The organism is Sphingomonas sp. SORGH_AS_0789 (assembly GCF_031453055.1).
In the GTDB taxonomy this organism is placed as follows: Bacteria; Pseudomonadota; Alphaproteobacteria; order Sphingomonadales; family Sphingomonadaceae; genus Sphingomonas.
Window position 1 is genome coordinate 2,068,765 of sequence record NZ_JAVIYV010000001.1, and the last position, 20,752, is coordinate 2,089,516.

The window sequence follows — 20,752 nt, forward strand, 5'->3', positions numbered from 1 at the left end:
GCCAGCCTGCTGGCTAGCGCAGCTTGGGTGAGGGGTTGAGCGAGCCCAAAGGCTCGCGCGCTCGCCAAGCGAGCGCCCACCCCTCACCCAGCTACGACTAAGCCTTTGCTCTCGCAAAGGCCAAGTCTGCGCAACCCTCTCCCCTCTGCGAGGGGCGAGGGAAGGAAATGTCGATCGGCGCTCGTTGGCCGCCATCCCCCTTCGCCACCGCTTCGTGGCGGCCTCCCTCCCCGGTACGGGGAGGGTTTCAGCCGCGCTGGCGTGCCTGGGCGTAGGTGCCCAGCACCCGCATCCATTTGCTGTGGAAGCCCAGTTCCTCGATCGCGCGATCGAAGGCGGGGTCGCCCGGCTTGCCGACCACGTCGCAATAGAATTCGGTCGCCGCGAAGCTGCCGCCGCGCTGATAGCTTTCCAGCTTGGTCATGTTGACGCCGTTGGTCGCAAAGCCGCCCATCGCCTTGTAGAGCGCGGCGGGGATGTTCTTCACCTCGAAGATCAGGCTGGTCATCCACGGACCGTCGCCCACCGGCGGCTGGCCGCCGCGCGCCAGCACCACGAAGCGGGTCATGTTGCGGTCGCCGTCCGAAACATCCTCGGCCAGCAGGTTCAGGCCGTACAACTCGGCGGCGCGCGGCGGGGCGAGCGCGGCGATGCTGGCGTCGCCCATCTCCGCCACCCGCGCCGCTGCGCCCGCCGTGTCGGCATAGGCGATCGGGCGAATCCCATGCGCGCGCAGCCAGTGGCGGCACTGGCCCAGCGCCTGCGGATGGCTCATCGCCTCGACCAGCCCGTCGCGGCCGCCCGTCGCCATCAGGGCGTGGCGGATCGACAGGAAATGCTCGCCGACGATCGCCAGCCCGGATTCGGGCAGCAGGAAATGGATGTCGGCGACGCGTCCGTGCAGCGAATTCTCGATCGGGATGATCGCGCGGTCGGCCTTGCCGCTCTTCACCGCATCCAGCGCGTCGGCAAAGTCGAAACAGGGCAGCGGCAGGCCGTCCGGAAAGGCCTCCACCGCCGCGACATGGCTGTTGGCGCCCGGCGCACCTTGAAAGGCGACCGCGCGCGCGGGTTCGGCCAGCGCGGCCTCGGTCATCGCCGCGACGATCGGGCGGGCGGGGGCGGCATAATTTTCCATGGGCCAGCGGCCTAAAGCGCGGGCGCCATGCGATCAAGGGAAGCAAAACTTGCCGTCCGCGAAAGCCGCACCTAAGGTCTGCGTTCAGGAGAGATATTGGCGGGGCAGCGAAAAGCGATGGACCTAAAGACCAATACGATCGCGGGATGGGTGCTGGGCGCGGCAGGCGTCGCATTGGGCCTTTCGATCGTCGGCGGCATGATCTTCCATGACGAGCGCCCCGAGAAAATGGGCTATGCGATCGAGGGCGTCGAGGCCGAGGGATCGGGCGGGGGCGCCGCCGAGGTGCCGATCGCCTCGCTGCTGCCGACCGCCGATGCGGCCAAGGGCGCCGAAGTCTTCAAGAAATGCGCCGCCTGCCACACGATCAACCAGGGCGGCGCGAACGGCATCGGTCCCAACCTCTATGCCACCATGGGAGAGGCCATCGCGCAGGGCAAGGCGGGCTTCGCCTTCTCCGATGCGCTGAAGGCGGTCGGCGGCACATGGGACTGGGACAAGATGAACGCGTGGCTGACGTCCCCGCGCAAATTCGCGCCCGGCACCAAGATGACCTTCGCCGGGCTGTCCAATCCGCAGGACCGCGCGAACGTGATCCTCTATCTCAACCAGCAGGGATCGAACCTGCCGCTGCCCGCCGCGCCGGCCGCCAAGGAACCGGCGGCCAGCGACGCCCCCGCCAACGGCGCCGATGCGGCGGTCAACCGGGTCGAGGAGGATCCGCGCGGCGATACCGGGTCGATCGCCAATACCGGCACGCCCGCGCGGGGCGCGCCCTCGGTCGATCCGCAGGCGGCGGTGGAGGGGGCCAAGGCGCCGCGCTGACCGGGGAATGCTGCCCGGTCTGAGCCTCGATCCGCCGATCCTGCAAGCGCCGATGGCGGGGGTGTCGACGCCCGCCATGGCGGCGGCGGTCGGGGAGGCGGGCGGGCTCGGCGCGGTCGCCCTGGGGGCGAGCGATGCCGCCGGTGCCGCCGCCATGATCGCCGAGACGCGGGGCCGAACGCCGCGCCCTTTCAACGTCAATCTCTTCGTCCATGCGCCGCCTCGCCCCGATCCCGAGCGGGAGGCGGCCTGGCGCGAGGCGTTGCGGCCCGCCTTCGCCGAACAGGACGCCGCCCCGCCGCTGGCCCTGCGCACCATCTATGCCAGCTTTGCCGAGGATGACGCGATGCTGGCCCTGCTGGTCGCGACGCGCCCCTCGGTGGTCAGCTTTCACTTCGGCCTGCCCGGCGCCGACCGGATCACGGCGCTGAAAGGCGTTGGCTGCCGGTTGCTGGCGAGCGTCACCTCGCTGGCGGAGGCGCGGGCCGCCGAGCGTGCGGGCATCGATGCGCTGGTCGCGCAAGGCTATGAAGCGGGCGGGCACCGCGGCGTCTTCGACCCGGATGCGCCCGACGACCGGCTGGGGACGCTGGCGCTGACCCGGTTGCTGGTGGTGCGGACGCGCCTGCCGGTCATCGCGGCGGGCGGGATCATGGACGGGGCGGGCGTGTCGGCGGCGCTGGCGCTGGGCGCGGTGGCGGCGCAGCTGGGCACCGCCTTCATCGCCTGTCCGGAAAGCGCGGCGGACGACGCCTATCGCGCGGCGCTGAGCGGCCCCGGAGCGGCGCATAGCGTCATGACCCGCGCCATATCCGGGCGGCCCGCGCGCTGCCTGCCCAATCGCTTCACCGCGCTGGGCGAGACCTTGTCGGCCGCGCCGCCCGATTATCCGCGGGCCTATGACGCCGGAAAGGCGCTGAACGCCGCTGCCCGCGCGAAGGGCGAGCATGGCTATGGCGCGCAATGGGCCGGGCAGGGGGCTCCGCTGGCCCGCGCCCTGCCGGCGGGCACGCTGGTCCGCACGATCGCTGGCGAGATACGGCGATAGCGTCTATCCGCGCCGACGATTGCAGGCATCGGAAAGGGACAGTTTGTGAGAATCGCGCTTTGGATGGCGGCCCCCGCGCTGGTCGCGGCCGCGCCCCTGCCCGCAGCGGAGAGCCGCTCGCCGATCCTGCTGTCCGAGTTCGTCGATGCCGCCGCCCCCTATCCGCAGGCGCATGCCTCTACGATCGTCCAGCTTCCCGACGGCACGCTGGCCGCCGCCTGGTTCGCCGGGTCGGGCGAGAGCCGCCCCGATGTCCGCATCTGGTTCGCGCGCCGGGGGGCAAAGGGCTGGGCCGCGCCGGTGCCGGTCGCCGATGGCGTCAGCCCGGACGGCAAACGCTATCCGACCTGGAACCCGGTGCTGTTCCAGCCGCCGGGCGGCGCGCTCCAGCTGTTCTACAAGGTGGGTCCGAACCCGCGCGAATGGTGGGGCATGGTGATTCGCTCGACCGATGGCGGCCGCACCTGGACCCGCCCAGAGCCGCTGCCCGAGGGCGTGCTGGGGCCGATCAAGAACAAGCCGGTGATCGCCGCCGATGGCAGCTGGATCGCTCCGTCCAGCCGCGAGGAGGGGAATGCCGAGGCCAATATCTGGTCGCTGCGGATCGAGCGCAGCACCGACCGGGGCAAGAGCTGGACGGTGGGCCCGCGCATCGCCAGCCCCATGCATATCGAGGCGATCCAGCCCAGCATCCTCTTCCACCCGGACGGTCGCCTGGAACTGATCGCGCGGACGCGGCAGGGCGCGCTGGCGCAGAGCTGGTCGCGCGACAATGGCGTCACCTGGTCGCCGATCGCGGCCATCGACCTGCCCAACCCCAATGCGGGCACCGATGCGGTGACGCTGGCCGACGGGCGGCAGCTGATCGTCTATAACCACAGCGCACACGCCCCCGATACGCCGGGCGACGGGCCGCGCTGGCCGATCAATATCGGGCTGTCCGATGACGGAGTGCGCTGGCACAACGCGCTGACGCTGGAGAGCAAGCCGATGCCCGATGGCTATGCCTATCCGGCGGTGATCCAGACGCGCGACGGGCTGGTCCATGTGACCTATACCTGGAACCGGCAGCATATCCGGCATGTCGTGATCGATCCTAGGCGGCTCAAGTAAGGGAGGGAGGCCCGTCGAAGGCCACGGGAATCGGCCGCGAAATCAACAAGGGGGTGCCACACGCGCCGCACCCCGCTACACCGTCGCGATGACCACAAAGCCCCCCATCGGTCGCGATACGCGGCTGTGCATGTCGCTGTCGGCGCGGCCCGGCAATTTCGGATCGCGCTTCCACAACCGGCTCTATGAGCTGACCGGGCTCGACTATGTCTACAAGTCGTTCAGCACCACCGATCTGGCGGCGGCGGTCGGGGGGATTCGTGCGCTGGACATTCGGGGCTGTGCGATCTCGATGCCGTTCAAGGAAGCGGTGATCCCGATGCTCGACGGGCTGGCCGGGTCGGCGGCGGCGATCGACAGCGTCAACACGATCGTCAACGATGGCGGGCGGCTGACCGGATATAATACCGACTATGCCGCCGTCGTCGAGCTGGTCGCCGATATCGATCGCGTGACGCCGTTCGTGCTGCGCGGATCGGGCGGCATGGCCAAGGCGGTGGCGGCCGCGCTGCGCGATTCGGGTTTCACCCACGGCACCATCGTCGCGCGCAACGAAGCCGCGGGGCGGGGGCTGGCCGAGCTTTACGGCTTTGGCTGGGCGAGCGAATTGGGTGAGGGCGCGCCGCTGCTCATCAACGTCACGCCGATCGGCATGACCGGCGGCAATGAGGATGACCTGGCCTTTCCCGAGGCGATGATCGCTGGGGCGGAGATCGCCTTCGACGTGGTGCAATATCCGCCCGAGACGCGGTTCCTGAAGACCGCCCGGGCGCTGGGCAAGCGAATCGTCACCGGCACCGAGGTCGCGACCATCCAGGCGCTGGAACAGTTCGTCCTCTATACCGGCCTGCGTCCCACCCCCGATCAGGTGGCCGAGGCGGCCGCCTATGCCCGCAGCCTGGGCTAGGGCCGATCGACATTCAGCGATGCCTTATCCTTCCCTCGCCCCTCGCTGAGGGGAGAGGGTTGCGCAGACTAGGCCTTTGCGGGAGCAAAGGCCTAGTCGGAGCTGGGTGAGGGGTGGGCGCTCGCGAAGCGAGCGCGCGAGCCTACAGGCTCGCGCAACCCCTCACCCAAGCTGCGCTAGCCAGCAGGCTGGCAAGCTTCGCTAACCCTCTCCCCTTTCCAGGGGAGAGGGGAAGAAGACGCAATCGTGAGCGTCGACCCGCCCTAGATTCCGCCCATCGCCATCAACACCGCCCATTCGGTCTCACCCACCGGCGAGACGGAGAGGCGGGACTGGCGCAGCATCGGCAGGTCGGCCAGCCTGGCCTCCGCCTTCATCGCCGCCAGCGTGACGGGGCGTGGCAGCGGCCGGTCGGGCGCGACCTGGACCGAGACCCAGCGTCCATCCTCGCCATCGGCGCGCGCGGCGCGGGTGACGGTGACGATCCCCACCGCCGCCTTGTCCTTGCCGCTGTGATAGAAGATCGCCGAGTCGCCCACCGCCATGGCGCGCAGATGCCCGGCGGCGGCGGCGTTGCGTACGCCGTCCCATTCGGTCGCGCCGTCGCGGACCAGATCGTCCCAGCCATAGCTGTCCGCCTCCGATTTCAGCAGCCAATGGGCCATGGTCGTATCGCGCTCCTGAACCGCGACTAAACGCCGCATTCCATGTCCATTCAGCCCGATGATGGCAGGGAACGCAACACCGACGCCAGCGGCGCGTTTTGCCATCAGCGGACCGGGCGTATCAGTATCGGAGGTTCGGTATGAACGGAGTTTTGAAGAAAGTGGGGTTGGGCGTCGCCTTGGCCGCGACCGCGCTGACCGCAGCGGCACCCGCCGAGGCGCAGCGTTGGGGTCGTGGCTGGGGTGGCGGCTATTACAACCGGGATCGCGGCGGCGATGCGGTGGCGGGCGCGTTGCTCGGCGGCATCCTCGGCCTGGGCGTCGGGGCTGCGATCGCCAGCAGCAACCGGCCGCGCTATGTCGATCGCGGTTATTATTACGATCGCGGCTATGATCCCTATTATGCGCCGCCGCCCCCGGCGGTGGTCTATGAATATCAGGATTACCGGCCGCGTTGCTGGAACGACTGGCGCTGGGACCCCTATTGGGGCCGCAACGTCCAGGTGCGGGTCTGCAACTAAGTCCAAGGGCGGCGTCGGATCATTCCGGCGCCGCTTTTTCTTGGCAGCGAGCCCGTCTCGGCGTTAAGGCGCGGACATGACCGATACCGTTCCCGATCGCCTGTCCACCAACCCGGACAGCCCCTATTTCGACCAGGACCTGCTGCAGCGGGGCGTTGGCATCCGCTTCAAGGGCGCCGAGCGCCGCGACGTCGAGGAATATTGCATTTCCGAAGGCTGGATCCGCGTCGCGCTGGGCAAGAAGGTCGACCGCCATGGCCGCCCGCTGACCCTGAAGCTGACCGGCGAGGTCGAGGCGTGGATCGAGAATCCGGCCGCTGGCGAAGACGCCGCCGAGGGTTCGGACGAGGGCTGATTTCCGGCCGTACCCCGGCGAAGGCCGGGGTACGGTTGCTGGGTGCCTTCGATGGTGGGGTGTAGTTGCCTCCCACTCGTCGGGTAGCGCGCCATCTACTTCGTTGTAACTGGGCCCCGGCCTTCGCCGGGGAACGGGCCTGCGTTATGGGCCATCTGCTCCCCATCCCCCGTTCAGGCTGAGCGAAGTCGAAGCCCAAGGGAATCCCCTGCCGCATTTCAACTTCGCTTAACGCGAACGGAGGGCCGGGCTCAAGCCGCCTCCATCGCCTCGCCCGCCTCCATCCAGCGCGCCTCGGCATCGGCGAGTTTCTCGACCACTTCGGCGCGGCGCTTGTTCAGTTCGCCCATCGACAGCCTGGCATGGCGCGGTTCGGCCGAGGCCGGGTCGTTCATCGCCTTGTCCAGCGCATCGCGCTCGCGGGTCAGCTTGGCCATCTCGTCCTCGATGCCACGCAGCGTCTTCTTCATCGCGTTGAAGCGTTCGCGCTGCTCGGCCGAGGCCTTCTTGCTGGCCGCGCGGTCCGCCTTGGACGCGGCATCGCCCTGGCCCGCATCACCCTTCAGGACGAAGGCGATATAATCGTCCAGCGACCCGTCGAATTCCTTCGCGGTGCCGTTGTCGACCAGCACCAGCCGGTCGGCGGTCATCTCCAGCATGTGGCGGTCATGGCTGACCAGCACGACCGTGCCCTTGTACATGTTGAGCGCCTGGACCAGCGCCTCGCGCGCGTCGACATCGAGGTGGTTGGTCGGTTCGTCGAGGATCAGCATGTGCGGCGCGTCGCGGGTGATGAGCGCCAGCGCGAGCCGGGCGCGCTCGCCGCCCGACAGCTTGCCGACCTTCGTCGTCGCCTTGTCGCCCGAAAAGCCGAACCGGCCTAGCTGCGCGCGCACCGCCGCCGGGGTCGCGCCGCGCATGATGCGCGTCATATGCTCCAGCGCGGTATCGTCGGTGTCGAGTTCCTCGACCTGATATTGGGTGAAATAGCCGACGCGCATCTTGCCCGACGAATTCATGTCGCCTTCCATCGGCGTCAGCTGCGCGGCGAGCAGGCGGGCCAGCGTCGTCTTGCCGTTGCCGTTGCGGCCCAAGAGCGCGATCCGGTCGTCCGGGTCGATGCGCAGGTTCAGCCGCTTCAGGATCGGCGTCTCCGCATAGCCGACACTGGCGAGGTCCAGCGTGATCAGCGGCGGGCGCAGCTGGTCGGGATCGGGGAAGTCGAAGGACAGCGAGGGGTCGTTCGCCATCTCGGCGATCGGCTGCATCTTGGACAGCATCTTGGCGCGGCTCTGCGCCTGTTTGGCGGTCGAGGCGCGGGCCGAGTTGCGCGCGATATAATCCTGCAGCTTGGCGCGCTGCGCCTCCTGATTCGCCTTGGCGGCGGCGAGCTGCGCCATCCGCTCGGCGCGCTGGCGCTCGAACGAATCGTAACCGCCGGGGTAGAGCGTCACCTTGCCGCCCTGCAGGTGCAGGATATGGTCGACGACATTGTTGAGGAAGTCGCGCTCATGGCTGACCAGCAGGATCGTCGCGCGATAGGATTTGAGGAAATCCTCCAGCCACATCACCGCTTCGAGGTCGAGGTGGTTCGACGGTTCGTCGAGCAGCAGCACGTCGGGCGCCGAGAAGAGCAGGGCGGCGAGCGCCACGCGCATCTTCCACCCGCCCGAATAGCTGGACAGCGGGCGCGCCTGCATCGCCTCGTCGAACCCCAGGCCCTGGAGGATGCTGGAGGCGCGCGCGGGCGCGGTATAGGCGTCGATCGCGATCAGCCGCTCATAGATGTCGCCCAGCTTTTCGGGATCGCTCTCGGTCTCGCTGCGCTCCATCAGCTCGGCGCGTTCGACATCGGCGGCCAGCACCGTCTCGAACGGGGTGGCGGTGCCGTCGGGCGCTTCCTGCGCGATATAGCCGAGCCGCGCACCCTTGGGCATTTCGCAGGCGCCGTCATCGGCCTCCAGCTGGCCCGCGATCACGCGGACGAGCGTCGACTTGCCCGCGCCGTTGCGGCCGATCAGGCCGACCCGGCTGCCGGGGGGGAGCGCGGCGGATGCACCGTCGAGGATCGTGCGGCCGCCCAGGCGCACGGTGATGCCATTCAGATTGAGCATGGCGCGCGCGTAGCAAATTCCGGCGCGAAAGGGGAGGGGGACCATGCGAAACATGGTGGAGGGGTGTCCCGGCTGGCGAGATCGGCTCTGCCTCGCCGCCGGGGAAACCCCTCCGTCAGGCCTTCGGCCTGCAACCTCCCCGTGTCGGGGAGGTGTAAGGTTCAGCGCGCGGCGAGGTTGGTCGCGCCGGCGGGCGGCCAGTTCTGCGGCCCGCACTTCTTGACGACCCATTCGGCGCGCTTGTTCCAGCACAGCGCGTCGAGGCGCGGCATGGTCACGGCGACATGCTCGCGGCCGATATAGCGTGGGAAGCGCTGCTCGCCATAAGGGACCAGGCTGTTGCGCAGTTCTTGCATCCGGTCGACCGCCAGCTCGCCCAGATGGCCGCGCGGGGTGAAGACCGCCTGATGCAGGATCGAGCTGGCCGTCTGGCAGAAGCCCAGCTGGCCCGACACCGAGGAGAAGCTGGCATAGGTGCGCGTGCCGAACTGGTCGAGCGCGTTCTGGCCTTCCTTCACGGTCTTGTTCTTGCGCTTGAAATAGGCGCCGAGCGTGTCGAACGCGCCCTTCAGCTCGCCCTCATGATCCTTCAGGATCGCATTGTAATTGGCGACCGTGGCCAGCGTCGGCTCGAACTGGCATTGCAGCGCGGCGACGTTGAGCGCGGCGCGCATGTTCCAGAGCAGCCCCGCGCGCAGCTCGGCCGGGGTCGCGCCGGGCAGCGGCTGGCCGATGCCGGGTTCGTCGCCCTGAACGGGCTTTCCCTGGAAATTATAGGGCTGCAGGAAGAATTGTGCCGATGCGGGTGCCGCGGCACCCATCCCCCAAAAAGCCACGCCGGCGACCAGCGCGGTACGCACCACCTTCATTGTGTTCCGATCCTTCCCCCGTAGGGCTTTCGAGCGTCCCGAAACATAACGCTTTTTGGGGGCCGACCCAAATGGAAATCACGGGGTCGCGTCGATTGTCGGATGCGATCGGTCGTTACGGAAAGGCAGCGAAATCGCGGTGTTGGCGGCGGCGCCGACACTCTCTGGTGCGGGCTGGCGCACCCATGAAAAGGGCCGCCCGGTCGCCCGGACGGCCCCTGTCGTCAGGAATGATCCTGGCGATGATTACATCGCGTTCGACGCGTTGGTCATCGTGTCGTTGGCCATCATCATGTCGTTCGACATGGTGTCGTTGGCCATCACGCCACCGTTCATGGCGCCGTCGACGGCGGTCATGTTGTCGGTGGTGGTGTCCATGCCTTCCGAAGCGTTCATTTCGGTGGTCATGTTCGCGTCGGTGGTGTTCTCGGTCTTCGAGCCGCAAGCCGAAACCGCGAGCGCCGCGCCGGCGATGATCGAGCCCGTCAGGACCTTGGAGATGATTGCACGCATTGGAAGCTCCCTTGATAATAAGGATTTGGAACGGCTTGCTGGCCCTATTACCCAAATCGGGGTGGACATTAATCGGATACCGCCTGGTCCTCAAGCCTCGTTTTGTCGGACCGGATCAAGGGTCTTGAGGAAAGCCGGAAAGCTGAACGCAAGCGCCTCGTCAAAGGTTTCCAATGACTTGGTGCCATTCAACGCAAAAAGACTGGTCACCGGGAACTCCGGCAGGCCGCAGGGGACGATGCCGCCGAAATGGGACAGGTCGGGCGCGATATTGACCGCGAACCCGTGCAGCGTGACCCAGCGGCGCACGCGCACCCCGATCGCGCCGATCTTGGCCTCCGGCCCGCCGTCGCGGGTCCAGATGCCGACGCGCCCGTCCACGCTGAAGGCATTCACCCCCAGCCGGGCGAGCGCGGCGATCAGCCAGTCCTCCAGCGCATGGACGAATTGCCGCACGTCGCGGCCGCGCTTGGTCAGGTCCAGCACCAGATAGCCGGTCCGCTGTCCGGGCCCGTGATAGGTATATTTGCCGCCGCGCCCGGTCTGGTGCACCGGAAAGCGCGGATCGACCAGCTCGGCCGGATCGGCGCTGGTCCCGGCCGTATAGACGGGGGGATGTTCGAGCAGCCAGACCAGCTCGCGCGCCTCGCCCGCCGCCACCGCGGCGGCGCGCGCCTCCATCTCGGCAAGCGACTGGTCATAGGGGGTGAGCCCGGCGCTGATGCGCCATTCGATATCGGAAAAGGCGGGAAGATCGGTCACGATGCGCGCTATCTGCGCCCGGGGCGGCGGCGATGCAAGCGTTCCGCCGGGAAGGGGGCGGCGGGCCAACGCGACCGATGGCGTCCCGTCCGGCAATCGGTTAGGCAGGAGTCGTGTTCATGACGGATGACGCCGGACAAGTCGGCCGCATGACGGGGCAAAGGGAAGCAAGATGACCGTCAGGATCGGATCGGTGTGGGACAGCACGCAACAGGTGCTGGCGGGCAGGGCCGGGATGCTGGTCCCCTTCGCCGCGATCGGGTTCGTGGTCCCGGTCCTGGTCCAGCTCCTGCTCGTCCCCGCAGGCAGCGTGCCGCATGGCGGCCTGATGATGGTATCGACGATCCTGGGCGCGCTGCTGGGCATCTGGGCGCAGCTGGCGATCATGGCGCTGGCCACCCATCCCGCAACCACCCAGGCCGATGCGGCGCGTGCCGGCTTGCGGCGATTCCCGGCGGCGCTGGGCGTGGCATTGGTGCTGGGCCTGGCGTTCATGGTCGCGATCCTCATTCCCATGGTCCTGCTGGGCGCCTCGGGCTTCGACTTCGCGCAGGCGGTGGCCGCCAATGGCAATCCGGCGCTGATGCCGCCCATCCCCTCGGGGCTGGGTGCGATTCTGGGGCTCTACATCCTGGCCCTGGCCCTGGTCGCGGTGTGGATCGGCGTGCGGTTCATGCCCCTTTATGCGGTGGTCCTGAACGAGCGGCGGGGGCTGGGCGCCTATCGCCGGTCGCTGACGTTGACGCGTGGAATGACCTGGCGATTGATCGGCGTCTCGCTGCTGTTCCTGATCGTCCTGTTCGTCACCACGCTGGCGGTGCAGGGGGTGACCGGCGCCGTCCTGCGGCTGGCGCTCGGGCCCGACCGGCCGGGGATCGTGCTGGGGCTGGTCGGGGTGCTGGGGTCGATCGTCACCGCCGCCTTCATGACGCTGGCCTATGTCTTCGTCGCCCGGCTCTATGTCGCGACGGCGGCCGAGCATCCCGCCGGTCCGGCCACGGAGGACGGCACGCCGTCGCTGTGATGACGTTCGACATGATGGCTGCGCTGCGGGACGCCTGGGGCCTGTTCCGCCGGAATGCCGACCTTTCGCTGCGGCTGGCCGCGCCCTTCCTGTTCCTGCCGACGCTCGCGCTCGGCCTGCTGGTGCCTGCGCCGCCGCTGCCCGAGGAGGACGCGGCGGACGGCGCGGCGCGGGCGATGGCCTGGGTCGATTCGGTGGGCAACTGGGCGGGGCAATATGGCGGCTGGTATTTCGCGACCTATGCGATCGGGCTGATCGGCACTGCGGCGCTGCTGGCGCTGCATCTGGGCGGCGGCCGGTTGACGGTGGGGCAGGCGCTGAACGTCAGCCTGCGGATCGCGCCGCGCTTCCTGCTCGCGATGATCCTGGTGGCGTTGCCGGTGGGGGCGGGAATGCTGCTCTACATCCTGCCGGGGCTGTATGTCGCGGGGCGGTTGCTGCTGGTCGGGCCGATCCTGCTGGCCGAGCGGCGGATGCCCGCGCTGGCGGCGCTGGCCCGCTCGTTCGCGCTGACGCGGGGCGTCGGGCTGCCGATGGCGGCGCTGGCCTCCTGCACCTATCTGGGCGGGATGATCCTGGGCCAGCCCTTCATCCTGCTGATCGACACGGTGCAGGGCAGCGGCGGCAATCCGGTCGCGATCGCGCTGCTCCAGACCGGGGCGGCGGCGGTGGCGCTGGCGTCCGGGGTGGCCCAGGCGCTGATCGCGCTCGCCGCCTATCGCCGACTGGTCAGCCGCTGATCCCCAGGCGCGGGATCTGTGGCGCGGCATCCTCGGGCAGCAGTCCCAGCGCGCGGGGATCGGGAAAGGTCTCGATCGCGCGCCCGATCGGGGTGAATCCCTGCTTGCGGTAGAAGCTCAGCGCCGAGGGATGGTCGAGCGTGCAGGTATGCACCCAGACCCGCTCCACCCCCGGCGTCCAGGCGCGCAGCATCGCCTGCGCCATCAGCCAGCGGCCATGGCCATGCCCCGCCAGTTCGGGGATCAGCCCGAAATAGCCGATCTCGCACGCGCCCGTCTGGCGATGGTCGAGTTCGAGCAACCCGACCTCGATCCCCATCCGGTCGATGACCGCGAAGACCGAGACGGCGGGGTCGTGGATGATCCCGGTCAGCATCGCATCGTCCATCACCAGCCGCGAGAACCACAGCCACGGCGCGCCGACCCGCGCGAACAGCGCCCGGTATTTGGCGGGGTCGGGCCGGGCCCAGGCGGTCAGCCGCAGCGGCGAGGCGAGCATCGGGCGCGGGCGCGGGCGCTCGCGCATCTCCAGCGTGGTGACGATGGTGGCGATCTCGCCGGGATCGACGGGGATCAGCGCCATGGATTATTCCCAGGTCGCGAGCGGCGGCAGGCTCATCAGGATCGCCTCGATATTGCCGCCCGTCTTCAGTCCGAACAGCGTGCCGCGGTCATGGACCAGGTTGAACTCGGCATAGCGCCCGCGCCACGCCAGCATCGTCGCGCGATCCGTCTCGGTAAAGGGCTGGTCCATCCGCCGCCGGACGATGCGTGGATAGACGTCCAGGAACGCCTCGCCGACATCGCGGGTCAGCGCGAAATTGGCGTCGAAATCGCCCTCCAGATGATCGTAGAAGATGCCGCCCACGCCGCGATGCACCTTGCGGTGGGGGATGTAGAAATAGTCGTCGGCCCAGGCCTTGAACCGGGGATAATGGTCCGGGTCATGCGCATCGCACGCCGCCTGCATCGCGGCATGGAATTCGGCGGTATCCTCGTCGATGGGCAGCGGTGGATTCAGGTCCGCGCCGCCGCCGAACCAGCGCTTGGTCGTGGTCAGGAAGCGGGTGTTCATATGGACTGCGGGGACATGCGGGTTGGCCATGTGCGCGACCAGGCTGATCCCCGTCGCCACGAAGCGCGGATCCTCGCCCGCGCCGTGGATGGTCTGCGCGAACGGCCCCTCGAACGTGCCGCCGACGGTCGAGACGTTGACGCCGACCTTTTCGAAGACGCGCCCCTTCATCACGCCGCGCACCCCGCCGCCGCCGGGCTCGCCGCTGGGATCGGCGCGGTCCCAGGCGGTATAGGTGAAGGCCGCGTCCGATCCCGCCTCGCGCTCGATCGCTTCGAACGCGGCGCAGATCCGGTCGCGTAGCGATTCGAACCAGAGGCGGGCGGCGTCCTGCTCGGCGTCGAGCGCGATGTCGGGGGTGCGGCTGGTCATGATCCGGAGTCTCTGGGCGGGGGAGGGGGCGGGGGTCAACCCGGCATTTGGTCCCAACCCGTCTGCCGCCGCGCCTCGGCCAGCAGGATGCCGCCGGTGATCGCGACGTTGAGCGAACGGACGCCGCTGCGCATCGGCACGCGCACCCGGATATCGGCGGCGTCGTGCACCGCCTCCGGCACCCCTGCGCCTTCCGAGCCGAGCAGGATCACGTCGTCGGGGCGGAACACCATCTCGGGCAGCGGCAGCGCGCCCAGCGTCGTCGCCAGCACGATCCGTCCCGGCGTGGCGGCGCGAAAGGCGTCCCAATCGGCATGGCGCACCACCTGGGCCATGGCGGCATAGTCCATCGCCGATCGCGCCAGCGCCCGGTCGGAATAGGGAAAGCCCATCGGCTCGATCAGGTCGACCGCGACGCCGAAACAGGTCGCGGTGCGGATCAGCGTGCCGACATTGCCCGCAATATCGGGCTCATGAAGCGCCAGCCGCATCAATGGCCGGGAAAGGATAGCAGCGCATCGACCGCCAGCCCTTCGACCCGCAACGCGTCGGCGCCGCCGAGATCGGGCAGGTCGACCAGGAACTGCGCCTGTTCGACGACGCCCCCTGCCTTGCGCAGCAGCCGGACGGCGGCGCGGGCGGTGCCGCCGGTCGCGATCAGGTCGTCGACCAGCAGGACGCGCGCGCCGGGGACCAGCGCATCCTCGTGCATCGCGATCCGGTCCTGGCCATATTCCAGCGCATAATCCTCGGCGATGGTCGCGCCGGGCAGCTTGCCGTCCTTGCGGATCAGCAGCACGCCCGCGTTCAGCGGCACCGCCAGCGCGGCGGCGAACAGGAAGCCGCGCGCCTCTATCCCCGCGATCAGGTCGACCGGCCCGCGCGTCGCGGCGACCATCCGCTCGATGGTCTTGGCGAAACCCGTCGGGTCGAGCAGCAGCGTGGTGATGTCGCGGAACGCGATGCCGGGCTTGGGAAAGTCCGGGATCGTGCGGATCAGGGCTTTCAGATCGTCATTGGCGTTCATGCGGCGCCTCATGGGCCTGATGGCGGCGGGGGTAAAGGGGGCAATCCCAACCCTCCGTTCGGCCTGAGCGAAGTCGAAGGCCAAGGGAATCCATTGCCAAAGGGGCCGGAGGAAAGGTTCGGGCATGGGCTTCGACTTCGCTCAGCCTGAACGGAGGTCGGGGGTGGGGCGGCGGGTTCCCCAAGAAAAAAAAGGGCGGCTCCCTCGCCGGAAAACCGCCCCAGGCTCTCACATGATTCGATACGGCCTCAATGCTTCACGTCGCGCCAGACATTCTGATACGCGCCCCAGGCCAGGAAGCAGAAGATCAGGATGAAGATCACCGCCCCGATCCCTGCCGCATGGCGGGACTCCAGCTTGGGCTCCGCGGTCCAGGTCAGGAAGGCGGCGACGTCCTTGGCCATCTGGTCGCGGGTCGCCAGCGTGCCGTCAGTATATTGGACCTGCCCGTCCTGGGTCAGCGGCGGCGGCATCGCGATGTTGAGGTTCGCGAAATAGGGATTGTAGTGCAGTCCCGTCGGCGTCTTGGCATCCGGGAACTGGCGCAGCAGCGCGGCGGGCTGGTTGCGATAGGCATCGGGGCCGATCAGCGAATAGACGTAATTGGTGCCGTCATGCCGCGCCTTGGTCATCAGCGACAGGTCGGGCGGCAGCGCGTTGTTGTTCGCCGCGCGCGCCGCGACCTCGTTGGCGAAGGGCGAGGGGAAATGGTCGGCGGGCACGTTCTTGCGCGTCGTCGCCTCGCCGGTCTCCGGGTTGATGCTCGGCTGTTCGATCACCCACTGGTTGGCGATCGCCTTCACCTCGGCCTCGTTATAGCCCAGATCCTTCAGGTCGCGGAACGCCACTAGCCGCAGCGAATGGCAGGCCGCGCAGACCTCCTTATAGACCTGGAAGCCACGCTGGAGCTGGCGCCGGTCGAACCGGCCCAATATCCCGTCCGAGGCCAGATGCGCGGGCTTGGGGTGGAGGTGGAACTCCTCCTCGGCGGTGGGGGCGGGCGGGTCGGAGACCAGCCCCGAGACGCTGCCCCACAGCGCGATGGCGAGGACCAGGGTGAAGGCCGCCCCGACCAGGAATGCGATGCCACGAACCATGTTCGAAATCCTCTCTCGGTTCGTGTCAGGCCGAAGCCGAAGGGGTTAGGGCCGACTTGGTGGGCGCGGTGCCGCCATGTTTGGCCAGCACGGCTTCGGTGATCGAATGGGGCAGGGGGGCGGGCCGCTCCGTCCGCGCGATCCAGGGCAGGATCACCAGGAAGTGGAGGAAGTAATAGGCCGCCGTGACCTGGCTGAGGATGATGAAGAAGGGCGTCGCAGGCGACCCCCCGCACCAGCCGAGCAGCAGCACGTCGACCACCAGCACCCAGAAGGCGATCCGCGCCTTGGGCCGGAAATTGCTAGACCGCACCGGCGAGCTGTCCAGCCAGGGAAGGAAGAACAGCAGCAGGATCGACCCGAACATCGCCAGCACGCCCCACAGCTTGGCGGGCAGGATGAAGTCGGCGGTGAAGGCGCGCAGGATCGCGTAGAAGGGCCAGAAATACCATTCGGGCACGATATGCGCAGGGGTCGAGAGCGGGTTGGCCGGGATATAATTGTCCGGATGGCCCAGATAATTGGGGAAGAAGAACAGCAGCCCCGCGAACACCAGCAGGAACACGCCCAGCCCCACCGCATCCTTGGCGGTGTAATAGGGGTGGAAGGGCACCGTATCCTGCTCGCCCTTCACGTCCACGCCGGTCGGGTTGTTCGAGCCGGGAATGTGCAGCGCCCAGATGTGCAGGATGATGACGCCCGCGATCACGAAGGGCAGCAGATAGTGGAGCGAGAAGAAGCGGTTGAGTGCGGCATTGTCCGGCGCGAACCCGCCCAGCAGCCAGACGCGGATGGTGTCGCCGACCAGCGGGATCGCCGAGAAGAAGCCGGTGATGACCTGCGCCCCCCAGAAGCTCATCTGCCCCCAGGGAAGGACATAGCCCATGAAGGCGGTCGCCATCATCAGCAGGAAGATGACGACGCCGAGCAGCCACACCATCTCGCGCGGGGCCTTGTACGATCCGTAATAGAGGCCGCGGAAGATGTGCGTATAGACCACGATGAAGAACATCGACGCGCCGTTGGCGTGGGCATAGCGCAGGAACCAGCCCGCATTGACGTCGCGCATGATGCTTTCGACCGAATCGAAGGCGACGCCCGCATTGGCGGCATAATGCATCGCCAGCACGACGCCGGTGATGATCTGGATGGCGAGCGCGGCGCCCGCCAGCACGCCGAAATTCCAGAAATAGTTCAGGTTGCGCGGCACCGGATAGCCCGCGCCCACCGCATTGTAGACGAGGCGCGGCAGCGGCAGCTTCTCGTCCAGCCAGCGCATGACCGGCTGTTTGGGTTCGTAATGCTTGGCCCAGGGAAAGCTCATGTCTCGGGTCCCCCTTTAAGCGGCCGCGCCGACCGTGACGGTCGTGTCGCTGTCGAACTTGTAATCGGGCACGAAGAGGTTCTTCGGTGCCGGACCCTTTCGGATGCGCGCGGCGGTGTCATAGGCCGAACCGTGGCAGGGGCAGAAATAGCCGCCATAGGGGCCCTTATTCTCGCCCTCACCCGCGCCCAGCGGCACGCAGCCCAGATGGGTGCAGACGCCCAGCGTGATCAGCCAGTTCTTCTTGCCCGGCTTGGTCCGCTCCTCCAGCGTCTGGGGATCGCGCAGCTCGGACAGCGGCACCGCATCCGCCTCCGCCATTTCCTTGGGCGTCAGGTTGCGGACGAACAGCGGTTGCTTGCGGAAACTGGCCTTGATCGCCTGGCCCGGCGCGATCTTGGACAGGTCGATCTCGGTGGTCGACTGCGCCAGCACGTCGGCCGAGGGGTTCATCTGGTTGATCAGCGGCAGGACGATGGCCAGCGCCCCCACGCCCGCGAAGGACACGGCGGCGACGTTGATGAAGTCGCGGCGGCGGGGATCATGGACCTCTTCGTGGAATGGCTCCGGCGACTCGCCGGGGGGTACGGTGTTCTCCGTCATCGCCATTCGTCCTGTCCCTCCACCTCGTTCGCGTGGCGCCGGTCGCGCCCTGGCGGTCGTGCCGGATTGTCCCCAGTCATGCGCCGCCCGATCTCGCCCGCCCATGATGAACGGAGCGTCAGGTTAGCCTTGCTTGGCGGGCTTTGCCAATCCCCTTTGCGGTGGCGTTCATGGCGGGTGCAGTCGGGCGGGTGCAGGAACCATGATGGCGTGGTTCGGGTTGACCGATGACGGACGCGGATGACGGGCCCCTGTCGCATCCGCAGGAACGACCAGGGGCATGGAGAGAGGCGATGCTCTTGGGCAGGATCGGATGGGGCGGCTTGCTGGCCGCCGGGCTGTTGGCGCTGGGCGGCTGCGCCGACGGCTATGGCTATAGCGGCGTGTCGGTGGGCACGGGCTATGGCGGTTATGGCGGCTATGGCTATGCCCCCGGCTATTATGGCGCGGGTTATGCGCCGTCCTATTATGGCTGGTACGACGACTTTTATTATCCGGGCACGGGCGTCTATGTCTATGACCGCTATCGTCGGCCGTTCCGCTGGAACGAGGGCCAGCGCGCCTATTGGGAGGGGCGGCGCGGCGCGTGGCGCGGGGCCCCGATCCGCGATCAGTGGCGCGGCTGGGGTCGCAACGGCTGGCGCGGCGATCGCTGGGGCAGCGGCCCGCGTGGCCCCGGTCCCAACCCCGGTGTTGGTGTCGCGCCCCGCCCACCGGCCCCACGGGTCGAGGGATGGCGCGGCCCTCGCGGCGGCAATCCCGGCTGGCGCGGCGGGCGGCCCGGCGGCGCGCGGGGCGGTCCGCGCGGGCCGCGCTGATCAGCCTGCCGAGCGGGCCCGGATCATCAGCGTGGGGCGAAACCGCATCACCGCCACATCGTCCTGGTTATAGACGGTCAGCAGGCTGACAATCAGCCCCATGTCGGGCCGACTGGCCGAGCGACGCACCTCCAGCACCTCGGTCTCGCAGCGCAGCGTGTCGCCCGGATAGACGGGCTTCAGCCAGCGCAGCTCGTCGATGCCGGGCGATCCCAGGCTCTGAAATCCGGTCGCCCGGTAATGCTCGACGATCATCGCCATGGTCATCGACGCGGTGTGCCAGCCGCTGGCCGACAGCCGCCCGAAATGGGTGGCGGCGGCGGCCTCGTCGGACAGGTGAAAGGGCTGGGGATCGTAGCGCGTGGCAAAGGCGATCACCTCGTCCCGCTCGACCCGATGATTTCCGAACCGCGCGGTATCGCCGACCGCCACATCCTCCAGCCAGATCATCGCATCCTCTCCTTATCGTTTGAAAACGCGGCGGAACGGCGCATCGTTGCCGTCCAGCCCCCGGCCCGCCGGAAGCCCGATCAGATCGCGCAGCAGCGGGGCGACATCGACATTGTCGAACGGCGCCAGCCGCACCCCCGACCGAAATGCGGGGCCCTGTGCGATGAACAGCGCGGCCATGGCGGGATCGGCATTGTCATAGCCATGGGTGCCCTTGGCAAAGGGGGCGTCGGGCCGCTTGGCCTGGATCAGCCAGCCGGTCTGAGCGAGGCAGAAATAGGGCGGGATGCGCGGGTTGCGACCATAATGGAAACGCGCGGGCATCGCCGGGCTGCGCCAGCAATCGGCATGATCGTGATGGCCGAGCAGCCGCCGCTCCAGCGCGGCCTCATGCCCCGGCACCGCGCGGAAGGTCGCATAGGGGCCGTCCTCGGTCATCACCGCATCGGCGGGATCGACCAGCATATCCTCGGTCACGATCCGGTCGCTGGAGGTCGCGGCCATGCCGTGGTCTGCGACGACGACCAGATTGGCGGGCTGGCCCAGTTCGGCCAGCCCGGCCAGCAGGCGGCCGATCGCCTCGTCCACCTTGCCGACCGCCGCGTTCACCTGTGGCGAGTCGGGGCCGGCGTCATGGCCCGCGCTGTCCACTTCGTCGAAATACAGCGTCAGGAATTGCGGGCGGCTGGCCGCCGGGCGACGCAGCCAGTCGATGATCGAATCGACCCGCTGGCGGTCGGTCACGTTCTGGTTGAACTGCTGCCAGTCGTGCGGACGCATGCCGCCCGTCACGGTGCCGCCATAGTCGCCGGGGTGGAAGGTGCCGCCCCAGGCGACGTTCGATCCCGGCCAGAACATGGTGGCGGTGGGAATCCCGGCCTTTTCGGCGGTGATCCAGATCGGCTCGGCGGCGTTCCACCAATAGGGCTGGTCCGAGGCCATGGTGAAGCGCGCGTCGGGATGGGCTGGATCGGTGAAGCCGTTGGCGACGATCCCGTGGCGATCGGGCACCAGCCCGGTGACCAGCGTCCAGTGATTAGGGAAGGTCTTGGACGGGAAGGAGGGGCGCATCGACGCGCTGACCCCCTCGGCGGCCAGCCGCGACAGGTTCGGGGTAAGCTCGCGCGTCAGATAATCGGGGCGGAAGCCATCGATCGATACCAGGATCGTGACCGGCGCGCGCGCCGCGACCGCATCGGCGGCGGGGCGGGGCGTCGCCGCTCCCGCGCTCGCCGCGCTCTCACCGATCGGGGGCAATGCGGGCGGCGTATAGGGGTAGGCACAACCGGCCAGGAGGGTCAGGGCGAGGGCGGCGAGGGGGAGTCGGGTCACGGAGCGGCTATCCTTTCAGGCCAGCCGATAGCGTCGTCCTGTGACACTGGCGAGGCCCGT

Annotated in this window: 24 protein-coding genes; 9 read left to right on the forward strand and 15 right to left on the reverse strand. The window is 68.3% G+C overall.

Annotation, left to right across the window (positions count from 1 at the left end; translation table 11 throughout):
* Positions 1 to 247: 247 nt before the first annotated feature.
* Positions 248 to 1,138: a prephenate dehydratase gene (locus tag QE360_RS09525; RefSeq protein ID WP_309701069.1), complete on the reverse strand. Its 891-nt coding sequence runs from the start codon at positions 1,136 to 1,138 to the stop codon at positions 248 to 250.
* A gap of 117 nt (positions 1,139 to 1,255) precedes the next feature.
* Here QE360_RS09525 and QE360_RS09530 point away from each other — a divergent pair, with 117 nt between their 5' ends.
* The 4 genes from QE360_RS09530 (at position 1,256) to QE360_RS09545 (ending at position 5,031) form a co-directional block, all read left to right on the forward strand.
* On the forward strand, positions 1,256 to 1,963 hold the full coding sequence (locus tag QE360_RS09530) for a cytochrome c family protein (RefSeq protein ID WP_309701071.1): 708 nt from the start codon (positions 1,256 to 1,258) through the stop codon (positions 1,961 to 1,963).
* 7 nt (positions 1,964 to 1,970) lie between these two features.
* Entirely contained in the window at positions 1,971 to 3,011 is a 1,041-nt protein-coding gene (locus QE360_RS09535) for a nitronate monooxygenase (RefSeq protein WP_309701073.1), read from the forward strand.
* A gap of 45 nt (positions 3,012 to 3,056) precedes the next feature.
* Complete coding sequence (locus QE360_RS09540) at positions 3,057 to 4,124, forward strand: sialidase family protein (protein WP_309701076.1); 1,068 nt, start codon at positions 3,057 to 3,059, stop codon at positions 4,122 to 4,124.
* Positions 4,125 to 4,212: 88 nt separating this feature from the next.
* Positions 4,213 to 5,031 (forward strand): shikimate 5-dehydrogenase, encoded by an 819-nt coding sequence (locus QE360_RS09545; protein WP_309701078.1) that lies wholly within the window; start codon positions 4,213 to 4,215, stop codon positions 5,029 to 5,031.
* Between the two features lie 263 nt (positions 5,032 to 5,294).
* Here the strand turns inward: QE360_RS09545 and QE360_RS09550 are convergent, their stop codons facing one another.
* Entirely contained in the window at positions 5,295 to 5,696 is a 402-nt protein-coding gene (locus tag QE360_RS09550) for an EVE domain-containing protein (RefSeq protein ID WP_309704125.1), read from the reverse strand.
* A 140-nt stretch (positions 5,697 to 5,836) separates the two neighbouring features.
* On the opposite strand from QE360_RS09550, the gene QE360_RS09555 reads away from it, so the two are divergent.
* Together QE360_RS09555 and QE360_RS09560 are read left to right on the forward strand one after the other, a co-directional pair.
* Complete coding sequence (locus tag QE360_RS09555; RefSeq protein ID WP_307100580.1) at positions 5,837 to 6,217, forward strand: hypothetical protein; 381 nt, start codon at positions 5,837 to 5,839, stop codon at positions 6,215 to 6,217.
* 76 nt (positions 6,218 to 6,293) lie between these two features.
* A complete protein-coding gene (locus QE360_RS09560) occupies positions 6,294 to 6,572 on the forward strand; it encodes a DUF3297 family protein (RefSeq protein WP_309701081.1) in 279 nt (92 codons plus the stop codon).
* Between the two features lie 251 nt (positions 6,573 to 6,823).
* Here QE360_RS09560 and QE360_RS09565 read toward each other — a convergent pair whose 3' ends face one another.
* The 4 genes from QE360_RS09565 to lipB form a co-directional block, all read right to left on the reverse strand.
* On the reverse strand, positions 6,824 to 8,686 hold the full coding sequence (locus QE360_RS09565) for an ABC-F family ATP-binding cassette domain-containing protein (protein ID WP_309701083.1): 1,863 nt from the start codon (positions 8,684 to 8,686) through the stop codon (positions 6,824 to 6,826).
* Positions 8,687 to 8,847: 161 nt separating this feature from the next.
* Complete coding sequence (locus tag QE360_RS09570; protein ID WP_307100574.1) at positions 8,848 to 9,555, reverse strand: hypothetical protein; 708 nt, start codon at positions 9,553 to 9,555, stop codon at positions 8,848 to 8,850.
* A gap of 246 nt (positions 9,556 to 9,801) precedes the next feature.
* Complete coding sequence (locus QE360_RS09575; protein ID WP_307100572.1) at positions 9,802 to 10,068, reverse strand: hypothetical protein; 267 nt, start codon at positions 10,066 to 10,068, stop codon at positions 9,802 to 9,804.
* Positions 10,069 to 10,158: 90 nt separating this feature from the next.
* Complete coding sequence (gene lipB / locus QE360_RS09580; RefSeq protein WP_373424647.1) at positions 10,159 to 10,830, reverse strand: lipoyl(octanoyl) transferase LipB; 672 nt, start codon at positions 10,828 to 10,830, stop codon at positions 10,159 to 10,161.
* A 172-nt stretch (positions 10,831 to 11,002) separates the two neighbouring features.
* Here lipB and QE360_RS09585 point away from each other — a divergent pair, with 172 nt between their 5' ends.
* The gene (locus QE360_RS09585; RefSeq protein WP_309701085.1) at positions 11,003 to 11,854 is read left to right on the forward strand and encodes a hypothetical protein; all 852 of its coding nucleotides are present in this window, start codon (positions 11,003 to 11,005) and stop codon (positions 11,852 to 11,854) included.
* 11 nt (positions 11,855 to 11,865) lie between these two features.
* Positions 11,866 to 12,594, forward strand: coding sequence for a hypothetical protein (locus tag QE360_RS09590; RefSeq protein WP_309701087.1), 729 nt, complete (start codon positions 11,866 to 11,868; stop codon positions 12,592 to 12,594).
* Here QE360_RS09590 and QE360_RS09595 read toward each other — a convergent pair.
* From QE360_RS09595 to petA, 7 genes are all read right to left on the reverse strand, one after another.
* On the reverse strand, positions 12,584 to 13,177 hold the full coding sequence (locus tag QE360_RS09595) for an N-acetyltransferase (protein WP_307100568.1): 594 nt from the start codon (positions 13,175 to 13,177) through the stop codon (positions 12,584 to 12,586). The genes QE360_RS09590 and QE360_RS09595 overlap by 11 nt on opposite strands.
* A gap of 3 nt (positions 13,178 to 13,180) precedes the next feature.
* Positions 13,181 to 14,041, reverse strand: coding sequence for an oxygen-dependent coproporphyrinogen oxidase (gene hemF / locus QE360_RS09600; RefSeq protein WP_309701089.1), 861 nt, complete (start codon positions 14,039 to 14,041; stop codon positions 13,181 to 13,183).
* A gap of 35 nt (positions 14,042 to 14,076) precedes the next feature.
* Entirely contained in the window at positions 14,077 to 14,532 is a 456-nt protein-coding gene (locus tag QE360_RS09605) for a TrmH family RNA methyltransferase (RefSeq protein ID WP_309697130.1), read from the reverse strand.
* Positions 14,532 to 15,068, reverse strand: coding sequence for an adenine phosphoribosyltransferase (locus tag QE360_RS09610; RefSeq protein ID WP_309701092.1), 537 nt, complete (start codon positions 15,066 to 15,068; stop codon positions 14,532 to 14,534). Before QE360_RS09610 ends, QE360_RS09605 begins: the two co-directional genes overlap by 1 nt.
* Before the next feature lie 248 nt (positions 15,069 to 15,316).
* On the reverse strand, positions 15,317 to 16,165 hold the full coding sequence (locus QE360_RS09615; protein ID WP_307100561.1) for a cytochrome c1: 849 nt from the start codon (positions 16,163 to 16,165) through the stop codon (positions 15,317 to 15,319).
* Between the two features lie 25 nt (positions 16,166 to 16,190).
* Complete coding sequence (locus QE360_RS09620) at positions 16,191 to 17,489, reverse strand: cytochrome b/b6 (protein ID WP_309701095.1); 1,299 nt, start codon at positions 17,487 to 17,489, stop codon at positions 16,191 to 16,193.
* A 15-nt stretch (positions 17,490 to 17,504) separates the two neighbouring features.
* Positions 17,505 to 18,098: a ubiquinol-cytochrome c reductase iron-sulfur subunit gene (gene petA, locus QE360_RS09625; protein WP_307100557.1), complete on the reverse strand. Its 594-nt coding sequence runs from the start codon at positions 18,096 to 18,098 to the stop codon at positions 17,505 to 17,507.
* A 287-nt stretch (positions 18,099 to 18,385) separates the two neighbouring features.
* On the opposite strand from petA, the gene QE360_RS09630 reads away from it, so the two are divergent.
* The gene (locus QE360_RS09630; RefSeq protein WP_309701097.1) at positions 18,386 to 18,910 is read left to right on the forward strand and encodes a hypothetical protein; all 525 of its coding nucleotides are present in this window, start codon (positions 18,386 to 18,388) and stop codon (positions 18,908 to 18,910) included.
* Here the strand turns inward: QE360_RS09630 and QE360_RS09635 are convergent, their stop codons facing one another.
* Positions 18,911 to 19,360: a MaoC family dehydratase gene (locus QE360_RS09635; RefSeq protein ID WP_307100553.1), complete on the reverse strand. Its 450-nt coding sequence runs from the start codon at positions 19,358 to 19,360 to the stop codon at positions 18,911 to 18,913.
* 12 nt (positions 19,361 to 19,372) lie between these two features.
* Positions 19,373 to 20,692, reverse strand: a complete 1,320-nt coding sequence (locus QE360_RS09640) for an ectonucleotide pyrophosphatase/phosphodiesterase (RefSeq protein ID WP_309701101.1) — start codon at positions 20,690 to 20,692, stop codon at positions 19,373 to 19,375.
* Between the last annotated feature and the right edge of the window lie 60 nt (positions 20,693 to 20,752).

Coding starts and splice junctions, on each gene's coding strand:
- QE360_RS09525 (WP_309701069.1), bottom strand. CDS start 1,138: ATGGAAAATTATGCCGCCCCCGCCCGCCCGATCGTCGCGGCGATGACC.
- QE360_RS09530 (WP_309701071.1), top strand. CDS start 1,256: ATGGACCTAAAGACCAATACGATCGCGGGATGGGTGCTGGGCGCGGCA.
- QE360_RS09535 (WP_309701073.1), top strand. CDS start 1,971: ATGCTGCCCGGTCTGAGCCTCGATCCGCCGATCCTGCAAGCGCCGATG.
- QE360_RS09545 (WP_309701078.1), top strand. CDS start 4,213: ATGACCACAAAGCCCCCCATCGGTCGCGATACGCGGCTGTGCATGTCG.
- QE360_RS09550 (WP_309704125.1), bottom strand. CDS start 5,696: ATGGCCCATTGGCTGCTGAAATCGGAGGCGGACAGCTATGGCTGGGAC.
- QE360_RS09555 (WP_307100580.1), top strand. CDS start 5,837: ATGAACGGAGTTTTGAAGAAAGTGGGGTTGGGCGTCGCCTTGGCCGCG.
- QE360_RS09560 (WP_309701081.1), top strand. CDS start 6,294: ATGACCGATACCGTTCCCGATCGCCTGTCCACCAACCCGGACAGCCCC.
- QE360_RS09565 (WP_309701083.1), bottom strand. CDS start 8,686: ATGCTCAATCTGAATGGCATCACCGTGCGCCTGGGCGGCCGCACGATC.
- QE360_RS09570 (WP_307100574.1), bottom strand. CDS start 9,555: ATGAAGGTGGTGCGTACCGCGCTGGTCGCCGGCGTGGCTTTTTGGGGG.
- QE360_RS09575 (WP_307100572.1), bottom strand. CDS start 10,068: ATGCGTGCAATCATCTCCAAGGTCCTGACGGGCTCGATCATCGCCGGC.
- QE360_RS09585 (WP_309701085.1), top strand. CDS start 11,003: ATGACCGTCAGGATCGGATCGGTGTGGGACAGCACGCAACAGGTGCTG.
- QE360_RS09590 (WP_309701087.1), top strand. CDS start 11,866: ATGATGGCTGCGCTGCGGGACGCCTGGGGCCTGTTCCGCCGGAATGCC.
- QE360_RS09595 (WP_307100568.1), bottom strand. CDS start 13,177: ATGGCGCTGATCCCCGTCGATCCCGGCGAGATCGCCACCATCGTCACC.
- hemF (WP_309701089.1), bottom strand. CDS start 14,041: ATGACCAGCCGCACCCCCGACATCGCGCTCGACGCCGAGCAGGACGCC.
- QE360_RS09605 (WP_309697130.1), bottom strand. CDS start 14,532: ATGCGGCTGGCGCTTCATGAGCCCGATATTGCGGGCAATGTCGGCACG.
- QE360_RS09610 (WP_309701092.1), bottom strand. CDS start 15,068: ATGAACGCCAATGACGATCTGAAAGCCCTGATCCGCACGATCCCGGAC.
- QE360_RS09615 (WP_307100561.1), bottom strand. CDS start 16,165: ATGGTTCGTGGCATCGCATTCCTGGTCGGGGCGGCCTTCACCCTGGTC.
- QE360_RS09620 (WP_309701095.1), bottom strand. CDS start 17,489: ATGAGCTTTCCCTGGGCCAAGCATTACGAACCCAAACAGCCGGTCATG.
- petA (WP_307100557.1), bottom strand. CDS start 18,098: ATGGCGATGACGGAGAACACCGTACCCCCCGGCGAGTCGCCGGAGCCA.
- QE360_RS09630 (WP_309701097.1), top strand. CDS start 18,386: ATGCTCTTGGGCAGGATCGGATGGGGCGGCTTGCTGGCCGCCGGGCTG.
- QE360_RS09635 (WP_307100553.1), bottom strand. CDS start 19,360: ATGATCTGGCTGGAGGATGTGGCGGTCGGCGATACCGCGCGGTTCGGA.